This window comes from Micromonospora sp. L32 (assembly GCF_052068055.1).
Classification (GTDB): domain Bacteria; phylum Actinomycetota; class Actinomycetes; order Mycobacteriales; family Micromonosporaceae; genus Micromonospora; species Micromonospora purpureochromogenes.
The window spans coordinates 1-25,866 of the sequence record NZ_JBQHDD010000009.1; the positions used below are offsets into that span (position 1 = coordinate 1).

Genomic DNA, 25,866 nt, shown 5'->3' on the forward strand with positions numbered 1-25,866 from the left:
CCAGGCCTCCTACCGGATGAGCGTCGACAACCTCGCCGACTGGATCGCCACCCGCGGCTACTCCGCCACCGCCTGACACCAGCACCACCGACAAGGGCCGGCCCCACCCGGGGCCGGCCCTTGTCGTCGTGCCCGAAACGGTGCGCCGGCAGCCGTCACCGGCGGGTCGACCGGCTGCCCCGGCTGCCGCTCTCCGCAGCCGACCGGTGCGGCAGGATGGGTGCCGTGGCGAAACGTGGGGCCCGCCGGAGCGCGGCCGACGACCAGGACCGGCCGTGCCCGTGTGGCTCCGGCCTGCCGTACGCCGACTGCTGCGGCCCGGTGCACCGCGGCGAGGGCACGGCCGGGACGGCCGAGGCGCTGATGCGCTCCCGGTTCAGCGCCTTCGCCGTCGGTAACGCCGGGTACCTGCTGCGCAGCTGGCACTCCTCCACCCGGCCGGCCCGGCTGCGGCTGGACCCGGGCGAGCAGTGGACCCGCCTGGAGATCGTCGACACCGACCGGGGTGGCCTGTTCGACAGCACCGGCACCGTCGAGTTCCGCGCCCACTACCGCGAGGCTGGCCGCCCGGGGACCCTGCACGAACGCAGCCGCTTCGTCCGGGAGGACGGGCGCTGGGTCTACCTCGACGCCCTGCCCGACTGAGCCGGCGCGACCTGCTCGCCCGCGGTGGCGCGGCTTGTTAACATGGCGTCGGCGCCGTCCCGCGCCTCACCTCCTTACCGGTGCTCACGCCACCGGCGTCGCGGAGGCAAAGGAGACCTCGAGTCTTCGGGGCGCCGTGCCACATGCCTGGGCAACGGCGGGTCGACGGGAGCGTGAGTCCCCACGACCGCGCCGTCGACAGGGAGCATGTGATGACGCGCCAGAAATCCTTCAAGTCCCGGGTCCGCACCCGGATGGACAAGACCGGCGAGAGCTACACGGCGGCCCGCCGGCACCTGCTGCCCGGCGCCGTCGCGGCTGAACCGCCGACCGCGGCCCCCGCCGAAGTCACTCCCCCGGCCCCCGGATCGGGGGCGGCACAGGCCGACCGGATCTCCGAGGCGATGCTCCGTGAGCGCACCGGCCGCGGCTGGGACGAGTGGTTCGCCCTGCTGGACGAGTGGGGCGCGGTGCAGCGTACGCACACCGAGACGGCTCGCTGGCTGGTGACCGCCCACGAGGTGCCGGGCTGGTGGGCGCAGACCGTCACCGTCGGGTACGAGCAGGCGCGTGGCCTGCGCGCCCCCGGGCAGCGGCGTGGCGGCGGCTGGGAGGCGAGCGGCAGCCGTACGGTCGCCGTGCCGGTGGACCGGCTGTTCGAGGCGTTCAGCGACGACGGGCTGCGCCGGCGGTGGCTGCCCGACGTGGCGATCCGGGTACGCACGGCGACCCGGCCGAAGACCTTCCGCGCCGACTGGGAGGGCGGACCGACCCGGATCGTGGTCGGCTTCGCGCCCAAGGGCGACACGAAGGCCACGGTGACGGTGGTGCACGAGAAGCTCACCGACGCCGAGCAGGCGGCCGCGTTCAAGGCGTACTGGCGGGAACGGCTGGCCGCGCTCAAGCAGTTGCTGGAGTCCGGCGAGGCGGGGCGTTGAGCATCACGACCTCCGTCCACCTGCCGGGCCGACGCGGTCAGCCGAAGGCCACCCGTTCCAGCCAGAGGTCGAGCAGCTTCGCGTCCCCGATCACCTCGACGCCCGCCGTGTCGACGGAGAGCCGGCCGTAGACCAGCAACAGCAGGTTGGTCAGCGGCCCGCGTACGGCCACGGCGGCCTTCTCGTGTGCCCGCCTCCAGGCGATCAGGTCGCCGGTGAGGTCCACCACCCACTCGGCGCCCAGTTCGGCCGACGTGTCGGTGGCGTGCAGGTGCAGCGTCCGGCCCGGGCCGAGCAGCTCCCGGCGGTGCGGGTGGAAGTCGAACATCTGCGGCAGCGCGCCCAGCTCCATCCACTCGTCGAGGGCGTCGACGGCGGCCTCCGGCGAAACGGCCACGTCGAGGCCGAGGGCGAGCGCGGCGTCGGCCCGGTGCACGAGCGTCTCGTGGGCGAACCGGCGCGCGAAGAACGCCGGGCTGCCCGGCCCGAGCGGGGTCCACACCCGCGCCGCCGGGCCGGCGTCGCGCAGCACCCCGGCCAGCTCGGCGGCCCCCTCGACCAGCCACGGCCCGACCACCGCCGGGTCCTCGTCGGCGTACGGCGACAGGTCACGGAAGTGGGTGTCCGACGGTGGCGTGGACGGCCGGGTGCGGACGATCTCCGCGGCCCACCGCTGCCCGCCACCGAGGTGCCGCACCAGCTGGCCCACGTTCCACCCCGGGCAGGACGGGACGGCGACGGTCAGGTCGGCGCCGTCGAGATGCGACCGGAGCAGGTCGCTCTGCTGCACGATCTCGGCGCACCAACGGTCGTAGCTCACACCGGTCATCCGGCCACGCTAACCGCCGGCACCGACACGAGCCGCCCGCCGGGCCGTGCACCCCGCCCCGCTTTCCCGAGGCACCCGCCGGGTCGTGGACACCGCCCGCATCCCCTCGTGGCAGCGCGGGCGCCGCCAGGTCACCCGGCAGGGCCGGACGGTTCACGTCGGCCCGCCGCTGCGGCCGGCCACCGGCTCCCGCCCCGGACCGCCACGGCCACCGTCGCGGGTGGCCAGCAGGACGACCGCCACCAGCAGGTACGGCACGGCCGCCACCACGAAGGCGGCCCGGTTGCCGCCCACCGCCGCGACCAGGGCGTACCCGCCGTAGACGGCGATGATGGTCAGGTCGGTGGCCATGCCGGCGACCGAGGTGACGGTGGCCCGTCCCGGCCCGGTGATCCGCGCCTGGAGCCGGGCGTCGGCCAGCACCGTGGCCAGTTGGAAGGCGCAGAACGCGACACCGACCAGCACGAACCCCGCCGGGTGCCGCAGTCCCGCCCCGGCGGCGAGCGCGACGGCGGCCACGGTCAGCAGCGCGGCGTAGCCCCGGGTGCCCAGCCGTTCGGCCGGCGCCGCGAGCAGGCCACCCACGGTCACCCCGGCCCACACGAACAGGAGCAGCAGCGGCACGGTCGACTCGGCGACGCCGGTGTCCCGGGCCAGCAGCGGCGTATATTCGTCGAGGGCGCCCCACCCGGCGGCCACCGCTGGGACCAGCAGCAACGCCCCGCGTACCCGTGGGTCGGCCCGGGCCTCGGCGAGGCCGGCGCGGAGGGTCGCCGCCCAGCCCAGGTCGTCGCCCTCCTCCGCCGGCTTCGACGCGACCGCCGGGGCCGGACGGTGTTCGGGGAAACGGGTGGCGACGGCGGCGGCGAGCAGGGTGGCCAGCACGCTCGCCGCGCCGACGGCCGGGTAGCCGCCGACGGCGAGCACCGGGCCGGCCAGGCCGATCGAGGCGAGCACGCCGAGCACCGCCGCGGTGCGCGCCCGGCCCATGGTGCGGGCGTAGCGGCCGGCGGCGCCGAGCCGGTCGAGTTCGGTGAAGACCAGCGCCTCCAGGGCGCCGGAGCCGAGCGCGCCGCCGGCTCCCCAGAGGACGAAGCCGAGGGCGAACGCCGGGTAGGACGGGGCCAGCACCCACAGGGCGTAGCCGGCGCCGGCGAGCAGCGGCGCGAGGCAGAGCAGCAGCCGGCGGGAGACCGCGTCGGCCCAGGCGCCGGAGGGCACCTCGAGCAGGATGCTGGTCGCCGACCAGACGACGAAGAGCGAGGAGATCTGGCCGATCGACAGGCCGGTGTCGCTGAACAGCAGCGCGTACACCGGGTAGAGCAGGACGAGGTCCTGGAGGAACGCGTACCCGTAGAGGGTGGCCGCCAGGCGGCGGACGCCGGGCGGTGCTGCGGTGGTGACGGTCATGAGGGCCTTTCCACGGGACCGGACGGACGCGGGACGTGCGGCGTCCGGGGTGGTCCGCGGTTGCGGCCCTCAGTTACGGATCAACATCGCCAGGTCATGCGCCGATGCTAGCGGCCACCGGCGGGCCTGGCGATCCCGTTTCAACGGGACGGACACGAACCGGGGTGGGACCCGTGCGGGTCCCACCCCGGTCGGTGGTCGTGCGGTCAGCGGCGCGTCGGGCCGCCGTCGACCGGCGGGATGACCATGGTGGCCTCGCTGTCGGCCGGCACCGGCTCGTCGTGGGTGGCCGTCGCCTGCCGGGGCGGCACCACCTGGGTCCGGTCGGCGTCGTCGTCGCGCGGCACCGGCTGGGTCAGCTCCGACTCGCCGTACGGGGTGACCGGCGTGGCGAGGTGGGCCTGCACGTCCCGCTTGCCGGCCTGGTACGCCCGGGCGTGCGTGGCGATGAGCCGCGACTCCTCCTCGGCGCGGCTGAGCCAGGACTCCCAGCGGCTCTGCATCGGCCGGACCAGTCCGCCGCCGACCCCGACGACCAGGATGCCGCCGACGGTGGCGAGGACGGCGATCAGCACCGGGGTGGTGACGGCGGTGGCGACGCCGATCTGGTTGAGCGCGGCGATGATGCCCAGGCCGAGGATGAACACCGAGGCGATGGTGGCCAGCACCCGGCCGTAGGACAGGCCGCCGAGGGCGCTGCTGATGATGTCCTTGACCGCGTTGGCGATGGCCGCGGCGATCACCACGATGACGATCGCGACGAAGGCGCGCGGCAGCCAGGCGATGACCCCGGCGATCAGGTCGGAGATCGGGTTGGGACCCCAGATGCCGAAGGCCAGTTGCAGGGTGACCAGCAGGATCCCGTAGTAGGCGAGCTTGGCGACGATGTCGCTGGCGTCGTACTTGGACCGGGCGAGCGCGGTCTTGATGCCACCCCGCTCGACGGCCTTGTCGAAGTGCACCCGCTCCAGGACCTTGTCCACGATCTTCAGTACGGCCTTGGCGATCAGCCAGCCCACCACGAGGATCGCCACGAAGGCGACCGCCTTGGGCAGGAAGAGCATCACCGCGCGGAGGGCGTCACCCACCGCGTCGCCAAAGTTGTCTTTCATAGCTGCCCTCCACACGGAACGTCAGGTCGTCGGCCCCGACCTACCCGAACCCGCCGGTGGGGAAACACCTTTCACGCACCGCGACAGGCGTAGCTCACCTCCGCGCGGGCCTGGTGCGGCGACGGGGAGACGATGTTGACGGTGGCCGTCTCGGTGGTGCTGCCGACCCCGTTGAACGCCCACTTCAACGACAGCGTGACGGTGCGCTGGCCCCAGCCGACCCGCTCGCTGAGCAGGGCACCGGGCGGGGAGCCGGAGCGCAGCCACTGGTACTCGATCACGCCGCTGCGGCCGTTGGTCCGCACGGTGGCGACCACGTCGACGGTGACGTCGCACCGGTCCCCGGCCGGCTGCGGTACCGCCACGGTCACCTCCCCGATCTCCAACGGGTCGAGCCGCTGCCACAGGTAGAAGCCGACGACGGCGACCAGCGCCACGGTGAGCAGACCGGAGAGCACCGCCACCACCCGCCGCCAGAGGGGCCGTCGGCGGCGCGGCGGGGACGCCGTCGGCCAGGCCGGCGCGGCGGGCGGTGTCGTGGGCACGCCGGGCCCGAACCGCACCTCACCGCCCGCCCCGGTCGGTCCGGCTGGCGAGGGTACGCCCCGACCCGTGGCCAGCGTGGCCGCGCCGGCCGGGGTGGTGCTGGCGTACGTCGCCTCGGTCGCACCGAGCCGCACGGTCGAGTCGAGCGCGGCGGCGTCGATCGCCGGCCCGGTCGCGGCGAGGTGTGCGGTCCGGTCGGCGGCGCCGAGGTGCACGGTTGCGTCCGTGGCGGCGCGGTGCGTGGTCTGGTCGGCGGCTCCCAGGTGGACGGTCTCGTCCACGGCGTCGCGCGGGCTGCCGTGGCCCCCGCCGCCCAGGTGCACCGTCCGGTCCACCGATCCGAGGTGGACCGTCTCGTCGGCGGCCCCGAGCTGCACCGTCCGGTCCAGGCTCACCGTCCGGTCCAGGTTGACGGTCCGGTCCAGGTTGACGGTCCGGTCCAGGTTGACGGTCCGGTCCAGGTTGACGGTGCCGTCGAGGTCGACGGTCCGGTCGGCCGGGCCGGGACGCCCGGTCGCGGCCAGGTGGACGGTGGGCTCGTCGTCGCCGGGCGGCGTCGCGCCCCGCTCCCCCGGCCTGGTCATCGGAGGTCACCTTTCGTCGGGAACTGTCGCACCGGCCGGCTCCTAGCCGGGGGTGCAGTACGAGGAGAGCGACACGTACACCGGACCGGCCGGGTCGGCTGCGTTGCCGGCGACGTCGACGGCGACCACCTGGATCGGGATGCGGGTGCTGGACTTCGGCGCCGGCAGGTCACCGAGGGTGCCCCGGTAGACGCCCCGCCCGACGTGGGTCATGCCGATGGCGCGGGTGACGCCGCCGAGGGTGTAGCGGAAACTCACCCGCAGGTCCTCGGCGCTGGTCCGGTCGTCGCTGGCGGTCGCGGTGACCGTGCTCGACCGGTTGCCGTAGGGACACCCTCCGGGTTCGAGGAGGGTGGGGCTGGCGTCGAGCTTCCCGACGACGGGGGCCGTGCCGTCCGGTGGCGGCGGCGGGCTGGTCGACGCGCTGGGCGTCGGGCTCGCGCTGCGGGACCGGGTGGGCGTCGCGGTGGCCGACCGGGTCGGCGACGCCGTAGCGGTGGCCGACGCCGAGGCCGTCGGGGTCGGGCTGGGCGACACGGCGTCGATGGCGGGCGCGGCGACCAACGGGCTGGGGCCGAGCGAGGTGAGCGCGGAGGCGCGCGGCGCGGCCTGGCCGTCGGCGAGGGTCAGCGCCGGCGCGTGCCGGGCGGCGTAGCTGAGGCCGGCGCCGCCGAGCAGCAGGGCGGCGACGAGGCCGGCACCGAGCAGCACGGCGCGGCCGGTCCCGCGCCGGGAGGCCGGCCCCGTCTCGCCGAACGTGGTGCTGGCCAGGCTGGTGGCGCCGGCGGTGCCGTCGGGGAACGGGAAGAGCGCGGCCAGCAGCGCGGCCCGGCGGGCCAGCTCGGCCAGGCCCCGCTCCTCCCAGTCCGCGCCGTAGGCGTCCGCGGCGGTGCGTTCCAGCTCGGCGAGGAAGACCTCCGCCGGCTGCGGCCGGTCGGCGGGCTGCTTGGCCATGCCGTGGCGGAGCAGGTCGTGCACGGGTGGCGGGGCCGCCTCGGTGGGGATCGGCGCCTGCGCGTGCTGGGTCCGCAGGGTGATCAGGTCCCGCCCGTCGTACGGGGGGCGGCCGGTCAGGCACTCGTAGAAGGTGGCGGTGGCGGCGTAGATGTCGCAGGCCGGGCTGGCCGGCGCGCCGGTCCACTGTTCGGGGGCCATGTAGCGGGGGGTGCCGCTGACCGATCCGCCGCCGTCCCGGCCGACCGGTACGGCGATGCCGAAGTCGGCCAGCTTGCTCTGCCCGTCGATGTCGACCAGCACGTTCTCGGGCTTGTAGTCGCGGTGCACGACGCCTCGGGCGTGCGCGGCGGCCAGCCCGGCGAGGGAGCCCTTGAGCACGCAGAGGGCCGCCTCGGGCTCGGTGGGGCCGTGGGCGCGCAGCATCTGCCGCAGGGACACCCCGTTGACCAGCTCCATCACGATGGCGGCGCCGTGCGGGGACTCGACGTACTCGTAGAGCCGGGAGATGTGCGGGTCGTCCACCTCGACGAGCAGCTGGGCCTCGTCGCGGAACGCGGTGCGGGTGGGGTCGTCGTCCACCGCCCTGGTCAGGTACTTGATGGCGACGGGGGTGCCGCTGGCGTCGTGGGTGGCCAGCAGGACGCGGCCGGACGCGCCGGCGCCGAGCTGCCGTACCGGCGTGTAGCCGGACAGCTGCCAGTCCGCGCTCACGCGGCGGCCTCCCCGGGCTGCGGGGAGCGGTCAGGGGTCAGGGCCACCTGATCATTCTCGTCACGGGGGGCGAAGAATCCATCGGCGCAACGGTTGCTCCGCCGCGTCCGGACGTCCGTGATGATGGATGGGTTTCGGTCAGAGGACTTGACGCGGGCCGTTCAGCGGTGGCCCTCCCGGTGGCCGTCGCCGGGGACGCTCGGCACCGCCTCCGGACCCGCCTGCTTTGCCGGGCCACCGCCCATCAGGTCGAAGAACCGGAGCAGTTCCACCGGGAACGGCATGACCAGGGTGCTGTTCTTCTCGGCCGCCACGTCCACCACGGTCTGCAACAGCCGCAGCTGGTAGGCGCCCGGCGTGTCGGCCATCGCCCGGGAGGCGTCGGCGAGCCGGCGGGACGCCTGGAACTCGCCGTCGGCGGCGATCACTCGGGCGCGACGTTCGCGTTCCGCCTCGGCCTGCCGCGACATGGACCGCTTCATCCCCTCCGGCAGGGAGACGTCCTTCACCTCGACCCGTTCGATGAGCAGGCCCCACGGCTTCTCGGTGGGCGCGTCGATCACCGCCTTCAACTCGGCGTTGATCCGGTCCCGGTCCCGCAGCAGGGTGTCGAGGTCGGCCTTGCCGATCACCGACCGCAGCGCGGTCTGGGCCACCTGGAGCACCGCCGATGGGTAGTCCCGCACGTTGACCAGCACCTTCACCGGGTCGACCACCCGGTAGTAGACGACCGCGTCGACCGTGAGGGTGACGTTGTCCCGGGTGATGACGCCCTGCGCGGGCACCCCGATCACCGTGGTCTGCATGCTGACCCGGACCATCCGGTCGGCGACCGGGATGATCAGGTGGAGACCGGGCTGCCGGATGCGGTCCAGCACCCGGCCGAAGCGGAAGACGACACCGCGCTGGTACTGCTGCACCATCCGTACGCTGAGCGCGAGCAGCAGCACGACGAGCGCGGCGACGACGACCAGAGTGACGAACCCGGCGGCGGCTCCCATGACCCCCTCGTTCCCGGAGGCGCCCGCCTCCGGCGCCGCGCATACCCGATTCTGCGGACGCCAGTCCTGCGGCCGCGACCGTCGACCATCAGGCGGGCCGCACCCGCCCGGCGGCGCGGCCCTGCGATGTGGAGTGCCCCGAACCCGCCCTCGCCGTCGTGGATCTACACGTGCTGGTGACCTGTGCGCCGCCGACCGTCGACCGATTGGCAGAACGGGCGCTGGGCTGCAGGGACGGGCACTAGCGTGAGGGCGGAAGGGCAGCTACAGGCTGGTGGCCGTCGAGCGACCGCCAGGACATCTGGGAGTTGGTGCCGAGGTGGCGAAGTTCCTGTTGAAGTCGACCTACTCCGCCGCGGGGCTCAAGGGGCTGGTCAACGACGGTGGCACCAAGCGCGCCGAGGTGGTCCGAAAGATGATCGAGGAGGCCGGCGGGCGGATGGAGTCGATGCACTTCGCGTTCGCCGAGGACGACACCTACGTGTTGTGTGAGCTGCCGGACCACAAGACGGTGGCCGGGCTGGCGATCGCCATCGGCGCGACGGGCGGCCTGAGCGTCCAGATCACCCCGGTGCTGACTCCCGCCGAGGTCGACGAGGTGACCCGGATGAAGACCACGTACACGCCCCCGGGTCAGTGACCGGCGGACGATGAGCTAGTCGCCGGACGGGCTTTCCAACGGTACGAGGTCGGGCGCGACGTCGGCGATCCGCTGCCGCATCGACCTGCGGCCCAGGGCGGCCAGCGCCTCGTCGACGAGCCGGCTCAGCGGGTACGACAGCTCCGCCTCGAACCGGCGGGCGGCGGCCGTGGTGGCGGCCGATTCGGCGTCCAGCACGGGCAGCAGCGACTCGGCCCTCGGGGTGAGGTGGGCGATGCGCTGCCGGGCGTCCGCGCCGGGGCTGAGTGTGACCAGGCCCGCCTTCGCCAGCTGCGCGACGGTCTGGCTGGCGGCGGAGTGGGTCACCCCGGTCGCCTCGGCCAGCGCGCGGATCGACGCGGGGCCGCCCGCCGCCAACGTCCGGATCACCGGGGTGAACCGCGGCCGGAACCCGGGCAGCCCGAGGTCGGCGTAGACGGCGGCGACCTCGCCGTCGAGCAGGTCGAGCAGATGGCGCAGCCGGGTGCCGAGCAGTTCGGGGCCGGGCGGTCGGGCGGGCATGTGGGCTAATGTAACAGCGCTGTTGCATCCAGTCCCCCGGGGAGGGCCCACGCATGGACGCGCGCTATCCGCCGATCGAGCCGTACGACCACGGCATGCTCGACGTCGGCGACGGCAACGCCGTGTACTGGGAGGTCTGCGGCAATCCCGACGGCAAGCCCGCGCTGGTCGTGCACGGCGGACCGGGCTCGGGCTGCGGCACCGGGGTCCGCCGGTTCTTCGACCCGGCGCGGTACCGGATCGTGCTGTTCGACCAGCGCGGCTGCGGGCGAAGTACCCCGCACGCCAGCGACCCCGCCACCGACCTGCGGCACAACACCACCCACCACCTGGTCGCCGACATGGAACGCCTGCGCGAGCACCTGGGCGTGCGGCGCTGGCTGCTGCACGGCGGGTCGTGGGGCTCCACCCTCATCCTGGCGTACGCGCAGCGGCACCCCGAGCGGGTCTCCGAGATCGTCATCAACGCGGTCACCAGCACCCGCCGCTCGGAGATCGACTGGCTCTACCGGGGCGTCGGCCGGTTCTTCCCCCAGCAGTGGGACCGCTTCCTCGCCGGCGCGCCCGGCACACCACGCGACGGCGACGTCGTCGGCGCGTACGCCCGGCTGACGGCCGATCCGGACCCGGCGGTACGCGAGCGGGCCACGGTCGACTGGTGCGCCTGGGAGGACGCGGTCGTCTCCGGAGAGGCGGCCGTGACCAACCCGTACAGCGACCGCCCCTCGGCGGCCCGGACGGCGATGGTCCGGATCTGCTCGCACTACTTCGCCCACGGCGCCTGGCTGGAGGAGGGCGTCCTGCTGCGCGACGCGCACCGGCTCGCCGGGATTCCCGGGGTGCTGATCCACGGCCGGCTCGACCTGAGCAGCCCGCTGGACACCGCCTGGCAGCTGCACCGGGCCTGGCCGGACTCCGAACTGATCGTCGTCGAGCAGGCGGGGCACTTCGGCACCGACGAGACCCGGGCCCACGTGGTGCGCGCCCTCGACCGCTTCGCCACCGCCGGCTGACGCCGCCGGGCGCGCGCCACGGCTCCATTCCCCGACGGCGTCCGGGGCGGCGGGTCACCTCGGGCCCGTCGCGCCGGGCGGCCGACCGCAACGCCACGTCCGATCGCCGCCAGCGATCGGCGCCGCCCGCGCGCAGAGTCGGGTACGGCCGGGTGGACCGCACCGGCCGTGGGCGTTCGCGAAGGGCAGGACCATGCACGTCGTACCCGATCTGAAGGTGCTCTACTTCGGCACCCCGGTGGTGTTGATCAGCTCCCGGAACCCGGACGGGAGCGCCAACCTCGCGCCGATGTCGTCGGCGTGGTGGCTGGGCCGGTCGGCCATGCTCGGCCTGGGCGACAGCGGCCAGACGACGGCGAACCTTCGGCGGGAGGGCGAGTGCGTGCTGAACCTGCCGTCCTCGGCGATGGTCGACGCGGTGGACCGGATCGCGCTGACCACCGGCCGGCCGACTGTGCCGGAGCACAAGGCCGCCCAGGGCTACCGGTACGAGCCGGACAAGTTCGCCCTCGCCGGGCTGACCCGCCAGCCGTCGGACCTGGTCGCGCCGCCCCGGGTGGCGCAGTGCCCGATCCAGTTGGAGTGCCGGGTGGTCGCCTCGTACCCGTTCGGCCCGACGCCGTCGCACGCCACCGCCTTCCAGGTGGAGGTGCTGCGCGCGCACGTCGAGGAGGAACTGGTCATCCCGGGCACGTCGTACGTGGACCCGCTGGGCTGGGATCCGCTGATCATGAAGTTCTGCGAGTTCTTCGGCGGCGGGCGCAGCGTGCACCCGTCCCGGCTGGCCGAGGGCTGGCGGATGCCGCACGGGGGCCGGGTCGTGGCCCCGACGTCCTGACGCCGCCGATGCGCCCGTCCGGACACATCGGATCGACGCGGGCCTCTAGCGCCCGGGCCGGTCATGGCAATATCCTCCACCTCACGCGCGCACCCTGGAGTTCTCTTTCATCGCTGCCCCTGGGCCACCGCCGGCCCGCCGAGGAGATGCCATGCACTTCGACCACCCTGAACTCGACCGTCGTACCCTGCTGCGGGCCGGTCTGGGCGCGGCGGCCGTCGCGGTCGTCGGGTCCGAACTGGCCTTTCCGGTCGCCGCGCAGGCCGATCCCGGCGCGGACCTCGACTGGATCTACAGCTGCGACGAGTGGGGCGCCCGCCCGCCGGCCGACCCGCTGGTGATCAGCGCCATCCCCACCAACAAGATCATCGTGCACCACATGGCGTTCCCCAACGTCACGGACTACTCCGAGGCGCAGGCGATCAAGCTGGCCCGGGACTGCCAGAACCTGCACATGGACGGCAACCGCTGGTCCGACACCGGCCAGCACTTCACCATCAGCCGCGGCGGCTACGTGATGGAGGGGCGGCACGGCAGCCTGGAGCGGCTCCAGGCCGGCGACCGGCAGATGGTCTCGGCGCACTGCCCCGGCGAGAACGGCCGGGCGATCGGCATCGAGAACGAGGGCACCTACGTCACCGACACCCCGCCGGACGAGCTGCTCGACTCGCTGGTCAAGCTCTGCACCACCATCTGCCGCCAGTACGGCCTGCACGCCCACGACATCTTCGGCCACTGGGACTTCCGCAACACCCTCTGCCCGGGCGCGACGTTCTACCGGCTCTTCCCGGACGTGCGCCGCCGGGTGTTCGAGAAGCTCGGCACCGACCTCGCCTACGTGCCGGCCCGCCGCTGGCCGGACCTGTGGCGCTTCGTCGGCTCCCCGTCCGTCCGGGTCGCGCAGTACCTGTTGGCGTACCGCGGCTACGCCGTCACGCCGAACAGCGCCTTCGACGCCGCCACCGTGGCGGCCGTGCAGGACTGGCAGGCCCGCAACGGGATCCCGGTCGACATCGACGCCACCATCACCGGCCCCACCTGGGAGACCCTGGCGCCGGAGCTGGAGAAGGACGCCACCGGCCTGCCGGTCCAGGCGGTGCAGTTCATCCTCAACGTGAAGGGCTACGCCGACGTCGCCGTCACCGGCGAGTACGACCACGCGACGAAACTGGCCGTCCAGGACATCCAGCAGCTGCACGGGCTGCCGGACAACGGGAAGGTCAGCACCAGCACGTGGTGCGCGCTGGTCGGCGGGGTGGTGCGTCAGTCGTTCCGCCAGGACTGAGGACGCGACGGGGCTCGGTGGGGCGGTCGGCGCGACGCCTCACCGGGCCCCGTCGACGGGACCGGTGCGGACGGCCGGCCAGCTCCGCGCGTCCGCCCTGCCCCCGCCGGGTTCGATCCGGCACTCTTGCGCAGGCCCGGGCGCCGTAGCCCTCACAGTCCGCTCGGCGTGCCGCCGTCAGTGCCGACGGCGGCGTCCGACGCCAGGCCCTGGCTGCCCCCGGCGCCCTGGCCGCGCAGGATTCCCCGACCGGTCCGCCGCCGTTCGCGCGAGATCTGGCGGGTCGCCCGGCGAGCCTCGCGGAGCGCCTGCTCGCGGCCGCTCGCTCGCGCGCGCCGCCGGCCCCGGCGCAGCAGACCACAGACCACCGCCACCAACAGCAGCACCACCACGGCCGTCCCGGCCCACCACAGGGTCACCCCCGCACGGTACGACGCAGGGTCACCGCCGGTCATCCTCCGTCAGCACCGCCCGCCCGCCGGACCGGACCCAGTCCGCGCACCCGGATTCATGCGGCGACGACGGCAGGCCGACCTAGTCTTGCTACCCGTGACCGCCGCCGCCCTGCACCGCGCTCTCACCGACCCCGGCCCACCACCGCTGCGGGCCCTGCCCGCAGCGGTCGCCGAACTCCTGTCCACCCTCGACGCGCCGCCGCGGCTCGCCGCGCACCTGCGCGCCGTGCACGATGTCGCCTGGCACCTGACCGCCGCCCTGGCAGACTGGTCCCCCCTGCTTGAGTTCGACCGGGCAGCCGTCCTCTTCGGCGCGGCCACCCACGACATCGGCAAGGTCGTCCACCCCGAGGAACTCCACGGGCCCGGGTCGGCCCACGAGCCGGCCGGTCGGGAACTGCTGCTGCGCCACGGTGTCGACGCCGCGCTGGCCCGGTTCGCCGCGACCCACGCCGGCTGGCGGGGCGGCGACGTCGATCTCGACGACCTGCTGGTCAGCCTCGCCGACAAGGTCTGGAAGGGCAAGCGGGTGGCCGAGCTGGAACAGCTGGTGGTCGACCGGCTGACCCGGGCCACCGGCAGCGAGCCGTGGCAGGCCTTCATGGATCTCGACGACATCCTGACCCGCCTCGCCGCCGACGCGGACCGACGGCTCGCCTTCCAGGCAGCTCACCCGCTGTAGGTAGAGGCCAGCCGGCGAAGAGCCGGGTGCTGATCTCGGCGAACGCGGCGGCGAACGCCGGCACCCCAGCCACCGCCGCCTGCTCCCCCGCGTCCCTGCCGGTCCGTGTCCCGATCGGCGTGTACGGCGCCATCGCACCCCGGACGGGTGGGACGATGCGCTGGTCACCAAGTCACGGAGGGGTGCCATGGCTACCCAGCTCAACCCATACCTCAACTTCGCCGGCAACGCACGCGAGGCGATGGAGTTCTACCAGCAGGTTTTCGGTGGGGACCTGTCGCTGACCACGTTCCGCGAGTTCGGCACCGAGGACCCGGCGATCGCCGACCAGGTCATGCACGCCCTGCTCCGGACGGCCCACGGCCACGTGCTGATGGCCTCCGACATGCCACCCGGCATGGAGATCCGACGCGGCAACGCCAACACGGTCAGCCTCAGCGGCGACGACGCCGACGAGCTGCGCCGCTGGTGGGAGCAGCTCTCCTCCGGCGGCGTGGTGAGCGTGCCGCTGGAGAAGCAGATGTGGGGTGACGAGTTCGGCCAGTGCGAGGACCGGTTCGGCACCCCGTGGATGGTCAACATCACCCAGGCGCAGGCCTGAGCCGCAGCGCCGGGCCGAGGTAGCGCGCCCGCCGGCTGTTTGGGCGGCGGCGGGACCGGGGAGTGTGGCGGGCATGAAGTGGGCCAGTCGAGCCGTACCCGTCGTCGCCGCCGCTCTCGCGGGCCTCGCCGCACGCGACGTCCTGCAACGCGACCACGCGCTGCTGCGCAACTTCCCGGTGGTCGGCCGGGCGCGCTACCTGCTGGAGTCGATCGGGCCGGAGCTGCGGCAGTACATCGTGGCCGGCAACAACGAGGAGCGGCCGTTCACCCGCGACCAGCGGCGCTGGATCTACGCCTCGGCCAAGCAGGAGAACAACTACTTCGGCTTCGGCACGGACAACGACATCGAGTACACCCCCGGCTATCCGATCATCAAGCACCGCACCTTCGGCCGGGCCGTGCCGCCGTCGTCGCCGACGGCCGGGCACGACGTGCGGCTGCCGGCGGCGAAGGTGCTCGGCGGGGCGCGGGGGCGGGCCCGGGCGTTCCGCCCGGAGTCGGTCGTCAACATCTCCGGGATGAGCTTCGGCTCGCTGTCCGGCAATGCGGTCACCGCGCTGAACAAGGGCGCGGCGCTGGCCGGTTGCCTGCAGAACACCGGCGAGGGTGGGCTGTCGCCGTACCACCGCAACGGCGGCGACCTGGTGTTCCAGATCGGCACGGCGTACTTCGGCTGCCGGGACGAGCGCGGCCGGTTCAGCCTCGACCGGCTCAGGGACCTGGTGGCCGGCGCCCCCGTGCGGGCGTTGGAGGTCAAGCTCAGTCAGGGCGCCAAGCCCAGCCTGGGCGGACTGCTGCCCGGGGCGAAGGTGTCCGCCGAGATCGCCGAGACCCGGGGCGTCCCGCAGGGGCGGGACTGCGTCAGCCCGTCCCGGCACGCCGAGTTCTCCGACTGCGACAGCCTGCTGGACTGGGTGGAGCTGCTCGCCGCCGAGACCGGCCTGCCGGTGGGCATCAAGTCCGCCGTCGGTGACCTCGGCTTCTGGGAGGAGCTGACCACGCTGATGCGCGACACCGGGCGCGGCGTGGACTTCGTGACCGTGGACGGTGGCGAGGGCGGCACCGGCGCCGCGCCGCTGATCTTCACCGACTCGGTGTCGCTGCCGTTCCAGCAGGGCTTCGCCCGCGTCTACCGCACCTTCGCCGAGAAGGACCTGCACGAGCGGACGGTCTTCGTCGGGGCCGGCAAGCTGGGCCTGCCGGACAACGCCGTCGTCGCGTTCGCGCTCGGCTGCGACATGGTCAACGTCGGCCGGGAGGCGATGCTGGCGATCGGCTGCATCCAGGCGCAGAAGTGCCACACCGACACCTGCCCGACCGGCGTCGCCACCCAGAACCCGTGGCTCGCCCGGGGCCTCGACCCCACCCTGAAGTCCGTACGCGCCGCCAACTACATCCGCACGCTGCGGCGGGACCTGGTGAAGGTGGCCGAGGCGTGCGGTGTCGAGCACCCCGGCCTGATCGACACCGACACGGTGGAGATCCTCGACGGCCGGACCTCCTCCACCCCGCTGCGCGAGGTGTACGGCTACCAGCCCGAATGGGGGCGGCCCTCGGCGGCCGACCGGGCGGAGATCGTCGCGCTGATGACCGGGGAGGCGCCGCAGGGCGGCAGCGCCCCGCCCTCGGCGACCGCGATGGGCTGACCGGTCACTCCTCGATCGCGCCGCCCACCGCCCGCAGGTGCTCGCGGAAGGTCAGCGACGGGTCCTCCGCCCGCCGGGCCAGGTACGCGCCGAAGCCCACCTGCGCCCGCAACGGCACGCCGGCGCGGATCAGGTCGGCCTGCCGCCGCTCGGTGTCCCGGATCGACTCGGCCAGGTCGAACAGCTCCCCGGCCCGCTCGGCCGGCACGAAGAGCACCCCGTCGTCGTCGCCGAGGACGACATCGCCGGCGTCGACCGTCTGCTGCCCCACCTCGGCCGACGCCAGCGCCCCCGGCGGCCGGGCGTCGAGGCGCTGCGGGCCGGTGGGGATCGCGCCCAGGCTGAACACCGGCAGCCCGACGGCGCGGATGTCGGCGGTGTCCCGGTGCAGGCCCCAGACCACCACGCCGGCCAGGCCCGCGGCCTGCGCCTCCAGCACCACCAGGTCGCCGACGCAGCTCTCGTCGGTGCGTCCGCCGTTGTCGACGACGAGCACGTCGCCGGGCGACGCCCGGTCGATCGCCTCGAGGAACACGTCGACGCTGCCGACGTGCCGGGCGGGCGTCACCCGGCCGGCGAGCCGCCCGCCGGGCAGGACGGGTCGCACGGCGGCCGGCGCGCAGCGTACCGGCACTCCGGCGCGCAGGCAGGCGTCGGCGACGTGGGCGGTGGTCAGCGCCGCGAACCGCCGGCGCAGGTCTGGGGCATCGACGTTCATTCGCCGACCGTAGTGCGCCCGGCCCGGTCCGGTGGCCGGCCACTTCCGTACTCGTGGACTGCTTCCGGCGATCCCGGGGTCAGCGGCGGAAGGTCCGGTCGAGCAGGTCGAACAGGGCGGCCCAGTGCCGCTCGGTGGCCCGCTCGTCGTACGCCGGGGTGTCGGCCATGGTGTAGCCGTGGTGCGCGCCGGGGTAGACCTCGGAGCGGTGCCGGACGCCCGCCGACTCCAGGGCCTTCTCCAGCGTCTCGATCTGCTCCGCGGTCATCGACTGGTCGTTGTCGGCGTGCCCGAAGTACAGCTCGCCGGTGACCGCGCCGACGGCCAGGTGCGGGCTGTCCGCCGCGTCGGTGACGATCCGGCCCCCGTGGAAGCTGGCCGCGGCGGCGAGCCGGTCCGGGTGCGCCTCGATGGCGCGCAGCGCGGTTGTCCCCCCCATGCAGTAGCCGGTGACGGCGGCCGGGCCGGGCGTCACGCCGGGCTGGGCGGCCAGGAAGTCGAGGTAGGCGGCGGTGTCCCGGGCCACCACGTCCGGGGTCAGCGCCGTGATCAGCGGCATCAGCCGGCCGAAGAGCGCGCCGCGCTGCTCCGGGTCGCCGAGGCCGGTCAGGTCGACCAGGGGTGCCCGGCCGGCGCGGTGGAACAGGTTCGGCACCAGCACCACGTACCCCGCGGCGGCGATCCGCTGCGCCATCTCGGCCAGCCGGGGCCGCAGCCCGAACGCGTCCATGAAGAGCAGGACCGGCGGGAACGGCCCGTCCCCGTCCGGCCGAACCAGGTACGCGTCGGCGCCGCCGCCGCTGGTCGGAACGTCCACGGTCGTCGTCCGCACGGGCAGCCGGTTCGTCGTCACGTCCCGACGCTACCCAAGGTGGCGCGTCGCCTGACGAAATGGGTGGCCCGTCCCGCCCGACTCCGGCAGGATCCCGGAGCGATGCTGATCAGACGTGAGACCCCCGCCGACATCGCCGCCGTCCGCGCGGTGCACACCGCCGCGTTCGCCTCGGCGGACGCCCCGGACGCCGTACCCGTCGAGGCCCCACTGGTCGACGCGCTGCGCGCCGACGACGGTTGGCTGCCCGCCCTCTCGCTGGTCGCCACCGACGCCGACGGGCAGGTCGTCGGGCATGTCGTCTGCACCCGGGGCACGGTGGCCGGCGCGCCGGTGGCGCTCGGCCTGGGACCGCTCGGGGTGCTGCCCGGCTGGCAGCGCCGGGGCGTGGGGTCGGCGCTGATGCACGCGGTGCTCGGCGCGGCCGACGCGCTGGACGAGCCGCTGGTCGTGCTGCTCGGGCACCCGGAGTACTACCCGCGGTTCGGGTTCCGGCCGGCGGTCGACCTGGGCGTGACACCGCCCGGCCCCTGGGGTCCGCGGTACTTCATGGCCCGGCCGTTGAGCGCCTGGCGGCCCGACATCCAGGGCCCCTTCGCGTACGCGAAGCCCTTCGCCGACCTCTAGCGGCCTTCCCGCGCGCCCGCCGCTCGGGCATGCTGGGGTGATGGGAGAGGTGCTACCGATGCCCAGCTTCGGTGACCTGTTCACCGACACGCGGGGCGACGAGCGGACGATGCGGGTCAGCTACCACCCGGAACGCGGTGCCGTGGTGCTCTCACTGTGGAGCGGGCCCGTCTGCCGAGGGTCCTTCCGGCTGGCCGCCGACGACGTGGGCCGGCTGCGGGCCCTGCTCACCGCCATCGACTCGGACGCCGCGCGTCCGGCCGCCGGGTCGGGCGGCGCGACGGCCACCGCCGGCGGCGAGGTCGCGGCGGAGGCCACGGAGGTCATCCAGACCGGCGACATCTCGGGTACGGCCCACCGGGCGGCGCTGCCGATCCTGCCCGCACCGCGGGTCGCCTGACATGGAAGCAGCTAAATGAGGCGGTCGCTGCGCCGATGCTAAGATCCGCTTGTGCGGAATGTTGACTTCTACGCACTGTCCGCGCAGGTGCTTCCCGCCCTCGCGATAGCGCTGGTGCTTCAGAGATGGTCCACATTCGTCGGCTACGGCATGAGTCGGCTCTCGGGAAGCCGGCAGAGCCTGGTCTTCCGGTCGATGCCGCTCGCCATTCTCCTCGCCGTCTTCGCGCTGGGCGAAACGGCCGCGATGCTCGTCGTCTTCATGGGCACCGAGGGGCCCCTGCCGCTGGTGGCCGGTCCCGTCATCTGGCTGACCCTGCTGACGCTCCTGGTCGCCATGTTCATCTCGGCCTTCACCAGGGTCCGGCTCCAAGAACCGCAGTAGGCGCCGCCCGCGTCAGGCGAGCGCGGCGAACGGGTGCCCATCGTCGTTCTTCCCCACCGTTATCCGCTGGTCCGCCTCGGCCACCGCGTTGACCAGTTCGAGTAGCGAAGCGAACCCCAGAGCGCGGTAGTTGAATCCGGGCGACCGAGCCAGGAGCCGGCTCCCGAGCTGCGACAGCAACATGGTCGACGCCCCTTCGAAGAGCCCATCCTGAATCACCTTGACGACGAAGTCGCAGATTTCCCGGTCCGGTGCCTTCGCCGCGCCACGGGCCGACGTCGAGCCGCCCGGCTGGGCCGTCCTTCTGACCTCCGGGCCGGGCAGCTCCACCTCCAGCACGATGGGGCAGTACTGCACCCACTCGAGGAACCGCTCACGGTTGCGGTCGTCGGTGCCCTCAAGCTGGGTTCCGAGCGACTTGGCGATCCCCGCCCGCAGGGCCGGGGTCAGGCGACCGGCGCTCTCGATCACCGAGGCGCAGGAGAGGATCTGATACGGCAGGAGGACCGGGACGGTCGACGTCGGGCCACCGGAGGCGTAGGCGTACAGGAAGCCCTCGACGTGCCGCACGCTGGAGTGCCAGAGCTCCCCTGCCCAGATCCGCTCCCGCAGCGCGCGGACGTCGGCGGCGACGTCGCCGACTCCGCGCTCCCACGAGCTGCGGCCGATCGCCATCACGCGGGAGGCCGCCAGGAGCGGCCATATCGACCGCAGGGCCGACGGTGGCGAGGTCGGCGTACTGACCGCCAGGAGGCTGCGGTGCCAGAATTCCGCCTCCTTCTCGGGGACCTGACTGACCATCCGCACCACGGCGATCGAGATCTCCTGGGCGAACCTCTTGCTGGTGGCTCGGAGCAGGGAGGCGATCAGTCCTTCGTCGTCCGTGGCGATGGCGAGCACCAGCAGCCGCGCCCGGGCCGGCCAGGACCGCTGGCGGTTCCCACTCTGGAGCATCTCCTTGGCGAGCCCGATGATCGTCGGGTCGGCCGACAGATAGGCGAGATCCGCCGCCACGCAGGCGGCCCCGTCATGGGACGTCCGGTGCGGGTAGAGCAGATGAAAGCCCCCCACCGGGTCCCCCTGCTCGCCCAGGTCCCGCGCGTGGCTGGCGGCCCAGGCCCCCGCGCTCGGCCCGCCGAGCGGGACCCGCTGGACACGGGGTACGGGGTCCGCCGCGTCGCCGGACTCCGCCGTGGCCACCGACTTGGGGCGCAGGTCGACGTCGCCGCCGAGCGCGTTCCCCAACTCCTCGGCGAAGTCCTGCTGGTCGCTGATCTCCGACGGCGTATTGCTGGGAACGAGTTCGTCACGCCCGGTGGAACCCCGCTTCGGTCGCGCCCGCTTACCCCGCCGCCGCGGCGCCGGGACGGAAGGCTGATCCGACGGGTCGGAATCCTGCTCGGATTCCTCCTCCATGAGCTCCCGAGCCACCGGGTCGCGCTCGTCGGCCTCCGCGAACCCGTCGAGCTCGCTCGCCTCCCCCGCCCCCAGCCGCAGCTCGGCTCCGTGGATGGAGCGGAAGAACGCCGGACGGTACAGGGGCGGGATGATGAAGGATCCGTTGTCGTTGCGCAGGAAGCCGACGTACCGCAGGACGGTGAGGATCTCCTCCAACTCCTCCCCGTCGACACCGAGTCGGTCCGAGATCTTCTCCCGGGTGAACCGGACCGTCTTGCCGCGCAGTTTCTCGATGTACGTCCGGGCGATCGTGCTCTCCGCGTACAACGTGTCCTGAAGCCGGGCGACGGACAGCTGCTTGTAGCCGACATGCAGTGCCCGCGGCGACAGGAACAGGTCCGCGTCCTTCGCCGCCCCCGGCGACCGGTCCCGCATGGCGATCTGGATCTCCGCGATCTGGGCGCTGCGCAGCAGCGTCAGCACGTTGCGCGGGTTGAACTCCCGGGTGGCGTCCACCGTGACCAGCAGCAGCCAGACCAGCGGGTCCAAGTTCTCGATGCGCCCGGGGAGGATGCTGCGGCAGAGCTTGCGGCGTCCGGCCGAGGTGGTCAGCATGTTCCTGACCGCCGGGTCCACCAGCTCGTCGCTGCCGGCGGTGATGCGCAGGGAGATCAGGTGCAGGATGGAGTCCGAGTCCCACAGGATCCGCGTGGTGCGCAGGTGGGTCGCGTTGACGAACCCCTCGTTCTGGGTGATGCGGTCGAAGATGTCGAGGCGCAGGAACAGCTTCGGTCGCATCCGGGTGCCGTAGCTGCACACGTCGAGGTGTGCCCGCAGCAGGCCGCGCAGCGCCGAGACCTCGATGTCGCGGCGGTCGGGGAAAGCCTCGTCCAGCCGGTCGAACAGGATCCACAGGCGCAGGTCCAGCTGCTCCAGCGCCTCGTAGATGAGGTCCAGCAGTCCCTCAAGGGTTTCGAGCGTGACGGGCTCCGCCGCCCCGCCCGACGTACCGGACTCGTCCAGCGGCCGTGCCACCCGGCTGCGGTCCGTCTCCGCCTCCGAGATGGTGATGGTCGTTTCGAGCTTCGGACGCACCCGGCTGAGCACCCGCCGCCACACGGTGTGCGGGGTCGGCTCCTGCACCAGGAGCCCGCAGCTGCGCATGCCGTTGTGCAGGGAGCCGACGCTGACGGCCTCGGCGAAGGTCCTGACGATGTAGTTGCCGGCCAGGCCGACCATGTACGCCAGGAAGAGCTCGCGGTAGACCGCCTCGTCGTCGGCGTCGATCTGGTTGGTGAGCCGCTTGAACAGGATCGAGCCGCGGATGTTGAAGGCGGGCATGATGATCACGTCGGCGAGTTGCTCGATGTCGGCGTCCGGGCGGGTCAGAAACCGCGCGATGGCGCTCTTGCCGGTTCCCTTCGCGCCGATGACGAGGTCGGTCTCGTCGTGTACGAGCGCCCAGTACGTGCCCGTGCGGAGGAAGTAGGAGTCGAGACGTTCGTCGTACTCGGCGACGTCCTGACCGAACCTCAGCTTGCCGATCGTGCCGATGTGGAGAATGCGCTGATCGGTCATCCGCGCTCCGTTTCGACGGGATCTCGCAAGGGATCGTACCCGGCCGGTGCCACGATCTCCGGCACTGACACTGCGGTGTCGGACGCGGCACCTAGGCTGCCGTCCCGTGAGCATGAACGGGAACTGGCTGCGGGTCACCCCGGCCGAGCTGGCGCGCGCGAAGGACGACCTGGGCTGGGCGTACGACTTCGCGCAGGCGGCCATGGACGGGGAGGGCGAGCGCGTCGACGGCACCGGCAAGGCGTGGCACGCCTTCGACTTCCTGCTCGAGCGGCAGGGCGTCGAGCTGCCGATCGTGTACGGGGCCGAGGCGTTCGTCGAGACGCCGGACGCGGAGGACGAGGACGAGGACGCCATCGCGGGGGATCCGGAGCACGACTGGGGTTACGGGCCGCCCCGCTATCTCACCCCGGAGCAGGTGGCCGAAGCGGCCGCGACGCTCGACGGCCTCACCGAGGACGACCTGAGCCGCGGCGTCGACCAGGCCGAGCTGGAGCGGGCCGACATCTACCCGCAGGTCTGGGACCGGCCGGACCAGTTGTCGTGGGTGACGCACCACCTGCCGTACGCCCAGCGGTTCTTCGCGGCGGCGGCGCGGGAGGGCGACGCCGTCATCTGCTGGCTCGACTAGGGACGGTCACCGAAGCACGGGGACGGGAGTCAGGCCAGCCCGACTCCGCCGTCGATGGTGGTGATCGGGGCGCACGGTACGCCCGCAGCGGTGAGGTCACGGAACCACTCGTCCCGGGTCCGCCGGGCCGACCGCGCGACCAGGATCGGGCGCAGGGCGTCCCGGTGCACGGTGCGGTCCTGGTTGCGCCCGGACCGGGGGCGAAGCGCCTCCGAGCGGTCCTCTCCCGCCGCGCCGCCCCTCGACTGCGTCCATCGGGGCGGCACGCTGGACGTGCGGTGACTAGCATCCCCGAAATGTCGATCACGCCGAAGACGGTCCGGCTGTTCATGCCGGTGGCGGCGGCGCTCTTCCTCGGCGTGGCCCTGGCCATCCGCGCCGTCGACGACGGCCCGGTGCGCCAGTACTCCGGCACCGCCCTGTACGCGTCGATGGTGTGGGCGGGAGTGCTGTTCCTGTGGCCGCGGATGGCGCCGGCGCCGGTCGGGGTGATCGCGGTGCTGTTCTGCTGGATGGTGGAATGCGCGCAGCTCACCGGGGTGCCGGCGGATTTGTCGGCCCGGAGTCTGGTCGCGCGGCTGGCGCTCGGGGTCCAGTTCGATCCGGTCGATCTGCTCTGGTACCCGGTCGGGGTGATCCCGCTGGCCGCACTCCACCGACTGGTAGCTCAGCCGGTCAGCCAGGCGCGGATGTCGGCACCGTGCTCGTCGAGGCCAGGCGGTGGCAGGTCGTAGCGGGGCGGGGTTTCGGAGAAGCCGATCGGGTGCCGGACGCCGGGCACGCCGCCGACCGTGACCACCGGGTCGAGCCCGAGCTGCTCGGCCAGGGCGACCCCGCCGTCGACGGTGGTGATCGGGGCGCACGGCACGCCCGCGGCGGTCAGGTCACGGAACCACTCGTCCCGGGTCCGCCCGGCCAACCGCGCCACCAGGATCGGGCGCAGGGCGTCCCGGTGCACGGTGCGGTCCTGGTTGCGCCCGAACCGGGGGTCGTCAGCCAGCTCGGGTAGGCCGAGCACCTGGCACAGCCGGCGGAACTGGCCGTCGTTCCCGGCGATGACGACGAGGTCGCCGTCGGCGATGGGCAACGGCTCGTACGGGAAGAGGCTCGGGTGGGCGTTGCCCATCCGGTGCGGGGCCGCGCCGCCGGCGACGTACCCGCTGGTGTGGTTGACCAGACCGGACAGTGCCGAGGAGAGCAGGTTCACCTCGACGTGCTGGCCGACACCGGTGCGGGCCCGGTGGTGCAGGGCGGCGAGGATGCCGACCGCCGCGTGCAGGCCGGCGATCACGTCGAACACGGCGACGCCGGCCTTGTACGGCGGACCGTCGGCGTCGCCGGTGAGGCTCATCAGGCCCGACGCCGCCTGGACCATCAGGTCGTAGCCCGGCAGGTGCGCACCGCCGTGGGCGCCGAAGCCGCTGACGGAGGCGTAGACGATCCGGTCGTTGCCGGCCGCCACGCTGGCGTAGTCGAGGCCGAAGCGGCGCAGGCCACCGGGGCGGAAGTTCTCGATCATGACGTCGGCGCGGCGGGCGAGCTCCCGCGCGACGGCCAGGTCGTCGGGGTCGGCGAGGTCCAGCGCGATCGAGCGCTTGTTGCGGTTCACGCCGAGGTAGTAGGTGGAGACACCCTCGCGCGCCGGCGGCGTCCAGGCCCGGGTGTCGTCCCCGCCGGGCCCCTCCACCTTGATCACCTCGGCGCCGAGGTCGGCCAGGAGCATGGTCGCGTACGGCCCGGCGAGGATGCGCGAGAAGTCCGCGACCAGGACGCCGTCGAGCGGTCCGGTCCGCTGCTCCCCCATCGCCACTCCCCTTCCCCGCCGTGGCTGCCGCTCGTCGACTGGCTGGAGGACACGATGGCACATCGACGGTCCGTACCGGCAATGGAGCAGGACCGACCGATCGCTTCAGAATGAGGACGCCGCGCCCGCCGCGTCGGCGGCGAAATTCGCTGTCCGGTTGCCGGAGCACGGTGATAGGCAGCCGGCGTGGAAAAGACTCTGGAGTTCCCCGATCTGCTGCGGCTGATCGACGAACGGTCGACCGCCTTCCGCGCCGCGGTCGCCTCCGCGCCCAGCCTCGACGTGCAGGTGCCGACCTGTCCCGAGTGGACGCTGTTCGATCTGGTGCAGCACCTGGGCGAGGGGCGCCGCTCCTGGGCCGCCACCGTCGCCGCAGGGCCCACCGCCTCGGCCAGGTCCGCATCGGAGGGCCCGGCTGCGCCTCGGGAGCGCGAGGCCCTGCTGGCCTGGTTGGCCGCATCGACGCAGCAGCTACTGGACGCATTGCGGGAGGCCGGCCCGGATCGCGGTTGCTGGACGTGGTGGGGTACGTCGCAGTCGCCGCAGACCTGCGGTGCCGTCGCCCGACACCAGCTCCAGGAGATCGCGGTGCACACCTACGACGCCCAGGTCACCCTGGGCGCCCCGCAGCCGCTGCCGGACGAGGTGGCACTCGACGGTGTCGAGGAGTTCCTGTCCACCTGCTGCACCACGACGGCCGCCTGGCCGCACGAGCCCGCAGCCGTCGACTACCACGCCACCGAAGGCCGCTCCTGGCGCAACTGGCTCTCCGCCGACGGCGCACGAGCCGCCCGCCTGCCCACACCCGACACAATGCCCGCCACCGCCGGCGGCGAGGACCCGGACGCGGCCGACGCCTCCGCCCGAGGCACGGCCAGTGAGCTGGTCCTGGCCTTCTACGGCCGCATTCCGCTGGACTCCCTGAAGCTCGACGGCGACCGACGTCTCTTCGACCTGCTCATAGCCTGGAACCGGATGAGTAGAACGTGACGATGCGCCAGATCGTTCCGGTGCTGAAGCGGGGTAGCCGGCGGCGTCGCTGACAGCGTCCGCCGTCCGGGCGCTGGGGCGGGTCGG

General features: G+C 73.3%; 28 protein-coding genes. 15 read left to right on the plus strand and 13 right to left on the minus strand.

Features of this window, described 5'->3' with window-relative positions; all coding sequences use genetic code 11:
- The first annotated feature begins 225 nt into the window (after positions 1 to 225).
- Both ACTMTB_RS23330 and ACTMTB_RS23335 read left to right on the plus strand, forming a co-directional pair.
- Positions 226 to 645, plus strand: a complete 420-nt coding sequence (locus ACTMTB_RS23330; RefSeq protein ID WP_441148374.1) for a YchJ family protein — start codon at positions 226 to 228, stop codon at positions 643 to 645.
- 212 nt (positions 646 to 857) lie between these two features.
- Positions 858 to 1,583 (plus strand): SRPBCC domain-containing protein, encoded by a 726-nt coding sequence (locus ACTMTB_RS23335; RefSeq protein WP_441148375.1) that lies wholly within the window; start codon positions 858 to 860, stop codon positions 1,581 to 1,583.
- Between the two features lie 37 nt (positions 1,584 to 1,620).
- On the opposite strand, the gene ACTMTB_RS23340 is transcribed toward ACTMTB_RS23335, so the two are convergent.
- From ACTMTB_RS23340 to ACTMTB_RS23365, 6 genes are all read right to left on the minus strand, one after another.
- A complete protein-coding gene (locus tag ACTMTB_RS23340; protein WP_441148376.1) occupies positions 1,621 to 2,412 on the minus strand; it encodes a maleylpyruvate isomerase family mycothiol-dependent enzyme in 792 nt (263 codons plus the stop codon).
- A 153-nt stretch (positions 2,413 to 2,565) separates the two neighbouring features.
- Positions 2,566 to 3,822 (minus strand): MFS transporter, encoded by a 1,257-nt coding sequence (locus ACTMTB_RS23345; protein WP_441148377.1) that lies wholly within the window; start codon positions 3,820 to 3,822, stop codon positions 2,566 to 2,568.
- Between the two features lie 206 nt (positions 3,823 to 4,028).
- Complete coding sequence (locus ACTMTB_RS23350) at positions 4,029 to 4,934, minus strand: mechanosensitive ion channel family protein (RefSeq protein ID WP_441148378.1); 906 nt, start codon at positions 4,932 to 4,934, stop codon at positions 4,029 to 4,031.
- 71 nt (positions 4,935 to 5,005) lie between these two features.
- Entirely contained in the window at positions 5,006 to 6,064 is a 1,059-nt protein-coding gene (locus ACTMTB_RS23355) for a hypothetical protein (RefSeq protein ID WP_441148379.1), read from the minus strand.
- A gap of 42 nt (positions 6,065 to 6,106) precedes the next feature.
- Entirely contained in the window at positions 6,107 to 7,732 is a 1,626-nt protein-coding gene (locus ACTMTB_RS23360; RefSeq protein ID WP_441148380.1) for a serine/threonine-protein kinase, read from the minus strand.
- 161 nt (positions 7,733 to 7,893) lie between these two features.
- The gene (locus tag ACTMTB_RS23365; RefSeq protein ID WP_441148381.1) at positions 7,894 to 8,733 is read right to left on the minus strand and encodes an SPFH domain-containing protein; all 840 of its coding nucleotides are present in this window, start codon (positions 8,731 to 8,733) and stop codon (positions 7,894 to 7,896) included.
- A 319-nt stretch (positions 8,734 to 9,052) separates the two neighbouring features.
- Between ACTMTB_RS23365 and ACTMTB_RS23370 the strand changes: the two genes are divergently transcribed.
- A complete protein-coding gene (locus ACTMTB_RS23370) occupies positions 9,053 to 9,373 on the plus strand; it encodes a GYD domain-containing protein (RefSeq protein WP_210779686.1) in 321 nt (106 codons plus the stop codon).
- 15 nt (positions 9,374 to 9,388) lie between these two features.
- Here ACTMTB_RS23370 and ACTMTB_RS23375 read toward each other — a convergent pair whose 3' ends face one another.
- On the minus strand, positions 9,389 to 9,895 hold the full coding sequence (locus tag ACTMTB_RS23375) for a MarR family winged helix-turn-helix transcriptional regulator (protein WP_441148382.1): 507 nt from the start codon (positions 9,893 to 9,895) through the stop codon (positions 9,389 to 9,391).
- Positions 9,896 to 9,948: 53 nt separating this feature from the next.
- Here ACTMTB_RS23375 and pip point away from each other — a divergent pair, with 53 nt between their 5' ends.
- The 3 genes from pip to ACTMTB_RS23390 all read left to right on the plus strand — a co-directional run bounded on the left by pip (position 9,949) and on the right by ACTMTB_RS23390 (position 13,031).
- The gene (gene pip, locus ACTMTB_RS23380; protein WP_441148383.1) at positions 9,949 to 10,908 is read left to right on the plus strand and encodes a prolyl aminopeptidase; all 960 of its coding nucleotides are present in this window, start codon (positions 9,949 to 9,951) and stop codon (positions 10,906 to 10,908) included.
- 193 nt (positions 10,909 to 11,101) lie between these two features.
- On the plus strand, positions 11,102 to 11,746 hold the full coding sequence (locus ACTMTB_RS23385; RefSeq protein ID WP_441148384.1) for a flavin reductase family protein: 645 nt from the start codon (positions 11,102 to 11,104) through the stop codon (positions 11,744 to 11,746).
- A gap of 151 nt (positions 11,747 to 11,897) precedes the next feature.
- Positions 11,898 to 13,031: a peptidoglycan recognition protein family protein gene (locus tag ACTMTB_RS23390; protein WP_441148385.1), complete on the plus strand. Its 1,134-nt coding sequence runs from the start codon at positions 11,898 to 11,900 to the stop codon at positions 13,029 to 13,031.
- A gap of 152 nt (positions 13,032 to 13,183) precedes the next feature.
- Here the strand turns inward: ACTMTB_RS23390 and ACTMTB_RS23395 are convergent, their stop codons facing one another.
- On the minus strand, positions 13,184 to 13,450 hold the full coding sequence (locus tag ACTMTB_RS23395) for a hypothetical protein (RefSeq protein WP_441148386.1): 267 nt from the start codon (positions 13,448 to 13,450) through the stop codon (positions 13,184 to 13,186).
- A gap of 130 nt (positions 13,451 to 13,580) precedes the next feature.
- On the opposite strand from ACTMTB_RS23395, the gene ACTMTB_RS23400 reads away from it, so the two are divergent.
- From ACTMTB_RS23400 to ACTMTB_RS23410, 3 genes are all read left to right on the plus strand, one after another.
- Positions 13,581 to 14,168: an HD domain-containing protein gene (locus ACTMTB_RS23400; protein ID WP_441148387.1), complete on the plus strand. Its 588-nt coding sequence runs from the start codon at positions 13,581 to 13,583 to the stop codon at positions 14,166 to 14,168.
- Positions 14,169 to 14,355: 187 nt separating this feature from the next.
- The gene (locus tag ACTMTB_RS23405) at positions 14,356 to 14,769 is read left to right on the plus strand and encodes a VOC family protein (RefSeq protein WP_154936801.1); all 414 of its coding nucleotides are present in this window, start codon (positions 14,356 to 14,358) and stop codon (positions 14,767 to 14,769) included.
- Between the two features lie 73 nt (positions 14,770 to 14,842).
- Complete coding sequence (locus tag ACTMTB_RS23410; RefSeq protein WP_441148388.1) at positions 14,843 to 16,417, plus strand: FMN-binding glutamate synthase family protein; 1,575 nt, start codon at positions 14,843 to 14,845, stop codon at positions 16,415 to 16,417.
- A 4-nt stretch (positions 16,418 to 16,421) separates the two neighbouring features.
- On the opposite strand, the gene ACTMTB_RS23415 is transcribed toward ACTMTB_RS23410, so the two are convergent.
- Both ACTMTB_RS23415 and ACTMTB_RS23420 read right to left on the minus strand, forming a co-directional pair.
- Positions 16,422 to 17,135: an RraA family protein gene (locus ACTMTB_RS23415; RefSeq protein ID WP_441148389.1), complete on the minus strand. Its 714-nt coding sequence runs from the start codon at positions 17,133 to 17,135 to the stop codon at positions 16,422 to 16,424.
- Positions 17,136 to 17,214: 79 nt separating this feature from the next.
- Positions 17,215 to 17,967 carry a dienelactone hydrolase family protein gene (locus tag ACTMTB_RS23420; RefSeq protein ID WP_441148567.1) on the minus strand — a complete coding sequence of 251 codons (753 nt, stop codon included), beginning with the start codon at positions 17,965 to 17,967 and terminating at the stop codon, positions 17,215 to 17,217.
- A gap of 102 nt (positions 17,968 to 18,069) precedes the next feature.
- Here ACTMTB_RS23420 and ACTMTB_RS23425 point away from each other — a divergent pair, with 102 nt between their 5' ends.
- The 3 genes from ACTMTB_RS23425 to ACTMTB_RS23435 are packed head-to-tail and all read left to right on the plus strand — an operon-like array spanning position 18,070 to position 19,378.
- A complete protein-coding gene (locus ACTMTB_RS23425; RefSeq protein ID WP_441148390.1) occupies positions 18,070 to 18,594 on the plus strand; it encodes a GNAT family N-acetyltransferase in 525 nt (174 codons plus the stop codon).
- 58 nt (positions 18,595 to 18,652) lie between these two features.
- A complete protein-coding gene (locus ACTMTB_RS23430) occupies positions 18,653 to 18,994 on the plus strand; it encodes a hypothetical protein (RefSeq protein ID WP_441148391.1) in 342 nt (113 codons plus the stop codon).
- A 51-nt stretch (positions 18,995 to 19,045) separates the two neighbouring features.
- A complete protein-coding gene (locus ACTMTB_RS23435) occupies positions 19,046 to 19,378 on the plus strand; it encodes a hypothetical protein (RefSeq protein WP_357914062.1) in 333 nt (110 codons plus the stop codon).
- A 12-nt stretch (positions 19,379 to 19,390) separates the two neighbouring features.
- On the opposite strand, the gene ACTMTB_RS23440 is transcribed toward ACTMTB_RS23435, so the two are convergent.
- A complete protein-coding gene (locus tag ACTMTB_RS23440; protein WP_441148392.1) occupies positions 19,391 to 22,354 on the minus strand; it encodes a P-loop ATPase, Sll1717 family in 2,964 nt (987 codons plus the stop codon).
- Between the two features lie 112 nt (positions 22,355 to 22,466).
- Between ACTMTB_RS23440 and ACTMTB_RS23445 the strand changes: the two genes are divergently transcribed.
- Positions 22,467 to 22,985, plus strand: coding sequence for a DUF1877 family protein (locus ACTMTB_RS23445; RefSeq protein WP_441148568.1), 519 nt, complete (start codon positions 22,467 to 22,469; stop codon positions 22,983 to 22,985).
- Positions 22,986 to 23,014: 29 nt separating this feature from the next.
- On the opposite strand, the gene ACTMTB_RS23450 is transcribed toward ACTMTB_RS23445, so the two are convergent.
- The gene (locus ACTMTB_RS23450; protein ID WP_441148393.1) at positions 23,015 to 23,155 is read right to left on the minus strand and encodes a hypothetical protein; all 141 of its coding nucleotides are present in this window, start codon (positions 23,153 to 23,155) and stop codon (positions 23,015 to 23,017) included.
- A gap of 126 nt (positions 23,156 to 23,281) precedes the next feature.
- On the opposite strand from ACTMTB_RS23450, the gene ACTMTB_RS23455 reads away from it, so the two are divergent.
- Complete coding sequence (locus tag ACTMTB_RS23455; protein ID WP_441148394.1) at positions 23,282 to 23,719, plus strand: DUF2809 domain-containing protein; 438 nt, start codon at positions 23,282 to 23,284, stop codon at positions 23,717 to 23,719.
- Here ACTMTB_RS23455 and ACTMTB_RS23460 read toward each other — a convergent pair.
- Positions 23,653 to 24,789: a CaiB/BaiF CoA transferase family protein gene (locus ACTMTB_RS23460; protein ID WP_441148395.1), complete on the minus strand. Its 1,137-nt coding sequence runs from the start codon at positions 24,787 to 24,789 to the stop codon at positions 23,653 to 23,655. The two genes, ACTMTB_RS23455 and ACTMTB_RS23460, sit on opposite strands and share 67 nt — an antisense overlap.
- A 186-nt stretch (positions 24,790 to 24,975) precedes the next feature.
- Here ACTMTB_RS23460 and ACTMTB_RS23465 point away from each other — a divergent pair, with 186 nt between their 5' ends.
- Entirely contained in the window at positions 24,976 to 25,779 is an 804-nt protein-coding gene (locus tag ACTMTB_RS23465) for a maleylpyruvate isomerase family mycothiol-dependent enzyme (RefSeq protein ID WP_441148396.1), read from the plus strand.
- Positions 25,780 to 25,866: the final 87 nt, after the last annotated feature.

Bases quoted from the DNA above. Each gene is read 5' to 3' on its own strand.
- pip (WP_441148383.1), top strand. From the start codon at position 9,949: ATGGACGCGCGCTATCCGCCGATCGAGCCGTACGACCACGGCATGCTC.
- ACTMTB_RS23375 (WP_441148382.1), bottom strand. From the start codon at position 9,895: ATGCCCGCCCGACCGCCCGGCCCCGAACTGCTCGGCACCCGGCTGCGC.
- ACTMTB_RS23410 (WP_441148388.1), top strand. From the start codon at position 14,843: ATGAAGTGGGCCAGTCGAGCCGTACCCGTCGTCGCCGCCGCTCTCGCG.
- ACTMTB_RS23415 (WP_441148389.1), bottom strand. From the start codon at position 17,135: ATGAACGTCGATGCCCCAGACCTGCGCCGGCGGTTCGCGGCGCTGACC.
- ACTMTB_RS23365 (WP_441148381.1), bottom strand. From the start codon at position 8,733: ATGGGAGCCGCCGCCGGGTTCGTCACTCTGGTCGTCGTCGCCGCGCTC.
- ACTMTB_RS23405 (WP_154936801.1), top strand. From the start codon at position 14,356: ATGGCTACCCAGCTCAACCCATACCTCAACTTCGCCGGCAACGCACGC.
- ACTMTB_RS23430 (WP_441148391.1), top strand. From the start codon at position 18,653: ATGCCCAGCTTCGGTGACCTGTTCACCGACACGCGGGGCGACGAGCGG.
- ACTMTB_RS23460 (WP_441148395.1), bottom strand. From the start codon at position 24,789: ATGGGGGAGCAGCGGACCGGACCGCTCGACGGCGTCCTGGTCGCGGAC.
- ACTMTB_RS23440 (WP_441148392.1), bottom strand. From the start codon at position 22,354: ATGACCGATCAGCGCATTCTCCACATCGGCACGATCGGCAAGCTGAGG.
- ACTMTB_RS23345 (WP_441148377.1), bottom strand. From the start codon at position 3,822: ATGACCGTCACCACCGCAGCACCGCCCGGCGTCCGCCGCCTGGCGGCC.
- ACTMTB_RS23445 (WP_441148568.1), top strand. From the start codon at position 22,467: ATGAACGGGAACTGGCTGCGGGTCACCCCGGCCGAGCTGGCGCGCGCG.
- ACTMTB_RS23350 (WP_441148378.1), bottom strand. From the start codon at position 4,934: ATGAAAGACAACTTTGGCGACGCGGTGGGTGACGCCCTCCGCGCGGTG.
- ACTMTB_RS23340 (WP_441148376.1), bottom strand. From the start codon at position 2,412: ATGACCGGTGTGAGCTACGACCGTTGGTGCGCCGAGATCGTGCAGCAG.
- ACTMTB_RS23425 (WP_441148390.1), top strand. From the start codon at position 18,070: ATGCTGATCAGACGTGAGACCCCCGCCGACATCGCCGCCGTCCGCGCG.
- ACTMTB_RS23385 (WP_441148384.1), top strand. From the start codon at position 11,102: ATGCACGTCGTACCCGATCTGAAGGTGCTCTACTTCGGCACCCCGGTG.
- ACTMTB_RS23455 (WP_441148394.1), top strand. From the start codon at position 23,282: ATGTCGATCACGCCGAAGACGGTCCGGCTGTTCATGCCGGTGGCGGCG.
- ACTMTB_RS23355 (WP_441148379.1), bottom strand. From the start codon at position 6,064: ATGACCAGGCCGGGGGAGCGGGGCGCGACGCCGCCCGGCGACGACGAG.
- ACTMTB_RS23390 (WP_441148385.1), top strand. From the start codon at position 11,898: ATGCACTTCGACCACCCTGAACTCGACCGTCGTACCCTGCTGCGGGCC.
- ACTMTB_RS23335 (WP_441148375.1), top strand. From the start codon at position 858: ATGACGCGCCAGAAATCCTTCAAGTCCCGGGTCCGCACCCGGATGGAC.